The 2,585-nt window shown below is 61.1% G+C and carries 4 protein-coding genes; 2 read left to right on the top strand and 2 right to left on the bottom strand.

The genetic code is table 11. The features are described from left to right. Both L9Z73_RS28935 and L9Z73_RS28930 read right to left on the bottom strand, forming a co-directional pair. On the bottom strand, positions 1–561 hold a 561-nt coding region (locus tag L9Z73_RS28935; protein ID WP_247408255.1), incomplete at its 3' end, for an LrgB family protein. Beyond that, positions 558–920, bottom strand: coding sequence for a CidA/LrgA family protein (locus L9Z73_RS28930; protein WP_247408252.1), 363 nt, complete (start codon positions 918–920; stop codon positions 558–560). The genes L9Z73_RS28930 and L9Z73_RS28935, both read right to left, overlap by 4 nt. A 159-nt stretch (positions 921–1,079) precedes the next feature. On the opposite strand from L9Z73_RS28930, the gene L9Z73_RS28925 reads away from it, so the two are divergent. Beyond that, positions 1,080–1,535 (top strand): MaoC family dehydratase, encoded by a 456-nt coding sequence (locus L9Z73_RS28925; RefSeq protein ID WP_017848354.1) that lies wholly within the window; start codon positions 1,080–1,082, stop codon positions 1,533–1,535. Between the two features lie 105 nt (positions 1,536–1,640). After that, on the top strand, positions 1,641–2,585 hold a 945-nt coding region (locus L9Z73_RS28920; RefSeq protein WP_430624325.1), incomplete at its 3' end, for an MORN repeat-containing protein.

The raw sequence follows: 2,585 nt of genomic DNA, 5'->3' as shown, positions 1-2,585 counted from the left end.
CGCCTCGGGGCTGTGCACGCCCAGGCGCGACAAGTACGCCGGGCCGATCATCGCACCGATCACCCCGGTGATCAGCACAAACACCGCAGCCAACGCAGCCACGCCGCCGATCTGCTCGGCCACCAGCATGGCAATCGGCGAGGTCACCGACTTGGGCGCCATGGTCATCAACATCCTGTGTTCGGCACCGAACCACCAGCCCAGCAATACACAGAGACCAGTGGCCAACACGCCACCTATCACCAGCGTAGTAAAAATCGGCCAGAACAATTGACGAATCCGTCGCAAGTTCAGATAGAGCGGCACCGCCAGGGCCACGGTCGCCGGGCCCAGCAGGATGCTCATGATCTCGGTGCTCTTGCGGTACTCGGCGTAACTCAGGCCACAGGTGAGCAGCACGCCAATCACCAGCAGCATCGACACCAGCACCGGCTGCAGGAAGATCCAGCGGGTTTTCTCGAAGCCCGCGAGCACCAGTTGATAGGCGCCAAGGGTGACGCCGATGCCGAATAGCGGATGATGAATCACCGCTGTCCATGCGCCTTGCCAGTCGAAGGTCATGATTGCTCCTCCTTCTGCGCCTGGCGCTTGACCAGCTTTTGCATCAGCACGCCGACGAACCCCATGGCGATCACCAGCGACAACACCAACGCGCCGACGATGGCCCAGAAGTCGGCGGCAATATCCTTGGCATACACCATCACCCCCACCGCCGGCGGCACCAGCAGCAACGGCAAGTAACGCAGCAGGCTGCTGGCCGCCAGGCTCAGGGGCTCAGCGACTTCGCCGCGCCACACCAAATAACCCAGCATCAACAGCAAACCGATGATCGGCCCCGGCAACACCGGCATCAGCAAATGGTTGATCGCCGTGCCGATCAATTGAAACAGCACCAGCCATGTCAGACCGCGTAACAGCATCCGTTCTTCCCCCCTCAAGACTCGCCCGCATTATAAACATGCCCGCGCTATGCTCAGGCATTCGCAATAAGCATGGTGGGTTGACCGGGCTAGTTGCCCATGATGATCTAACATCGTTCTCGCACATCAATAAAAACCGATGAACCAAGGAGAGACGCAATGCCCTATGTACCTGTAGCGCAGCTCAAAGATTATGTCGGCAAGGAACTGGGACGTTCCGACTGGCTCACCATCGACCAGGCCCGCATCAACCTGTTCGCAGAAGCCACCGGCGACCATCAGTTCATCCACGTCGACCCGGTCAAGGCCGCGCAAACCCCGTTCGGCAGCACCATCGCCCACGGTTTCCTGTCGCTGTCGCTGATGCCCAAGTTGATGGAAGACATCCTGATCATGCCCGAAGGCCTGAAGATGGCGGTCAACTATGGCTTGGACAGCGTGCGCTTTATCCAGCCGGTGAAGGTCAATTCCAAGGTGCGCCTGAACGTGACGCTCACCGACGTCACCGAGAAAAAGCCCGGCCAATGGCTGTTCAAGGCCACCGCCACCCTGGAAATCGAAGGCCAGGAAAAACCCGCTTACATTGCCGAGTCGCTGTCGCTCTGCTTCGTGTAAGCGCCACCCTGTGGTGAGGCGCTGAAACTCACCACGGGGCACGTAAATTTATGTATGTAAGTCGTAGCTGCGGCATACTCGGCGCTCAATTATCCGGATCCCGCTATGCGCCCACTCGCTCCCCTTGTCCTTGCCCTGTTGCTCACCGCTTGCGGAGACGGCGAATCGCTGTTGCCGCCCGATGCGCGCCTGCCCGATGGCGGCCGTTACCGGGGTGATGTGGTCAATGGCTTGCTGCAGGGCCAGGGCCGCGTGGACTACCCCAACGGCAGCTGGTACACCGGCCAGTTCGACAAAGGCCAGTGGCATGGCCAGGGCGAATGGCACGGCAGCAACGGCGAAGTCTATAAAGGTCAATTCCAGCAAGGCCTGTTCGACGGCCAGGGGAGCCTGACCACTGCGGGCAGCCAGTATGTCGGCGGTTTCAAACAAGGCCGGCGCAACGGCGAAGGCACCCTCAAAGAGGGGCAGATGACCTATCGCGGCGAATTCAAGGACGATCAGTATTCCGGCCTCGGGCGCCTGGAGCTGGCCGACGGCAGCCAATACCAGGGCCAGTTCGCCCACGGCAAGCCCAACGGCGAAGGTCAGCGCAACGATGACAGCGGCAACCAGTTCAGCGGTCACTTCGTCGACGGCCAACTGGAAGGCAACGGCACCTTCAACAGCGCTGACGGCGACATCTACGTCGGCCAGTTCAAACAGAACCAACTGAACGGCAAGGGTCGCTACGAAAACGCCGACGGCGACGTGTGGATCGGCCAGTTCAAGGAAGGCGCCCTCAGCGGCAAGGGCGAGTTGATCGGCGTCGATAGCAGCCACTACGTCGGCCAGTTCAGCGATTGGCGCTTCAGCGGCGAAGGCCGCCTGAACCTCACCGACGGCAGCTTCTATATCGGCGGTTTCGACAGCGACAACTACCAGGGTCGTGGCACCTTGGTGCTTACCGACGGCACCGTGCAAGCGGGCACCTGGGTCAACGGCATGCGCGTGCGCGACGCCGACGGCAAGCTGTTGCCCGACCCGCTGGAAATCGGCGTGCTGGCCCAG

The organism is Pseudomonas emilianonis (assembly GCF_023072625.1).
Classification (GTDB): Bacteria; Pseudomonadota; Gammaproteobacteria; order Pseudomonadales; family Pseudomonadaceae; genus Aquipseudomonas; species Aquipseudomonas paraveronii.
The sequence above is the reverse complement of the archived record's forward strand: the minus strand, read 5'-3'. Positions and strand labels throughout refer to the sequence as shown.

What these genes read in the sequence shown, in the direction of transcription:
- L9Z73_RS28930 (WP_247408252.1), bottom strand. Translation starts at nt 920, where the DNA reads ATGCTGTTACGCGGTCTGACATGGCTGGTGCTGTTTCAATTGATCGGC.
- L9Z73_RS28925 (WP_017848354.1), top strand. Translation starts at nt 1,080, where the DNA reads ATGCCCTATGTACCTGTAGCGCAGCTCAAAGATTATGTCGGCAAGGAA.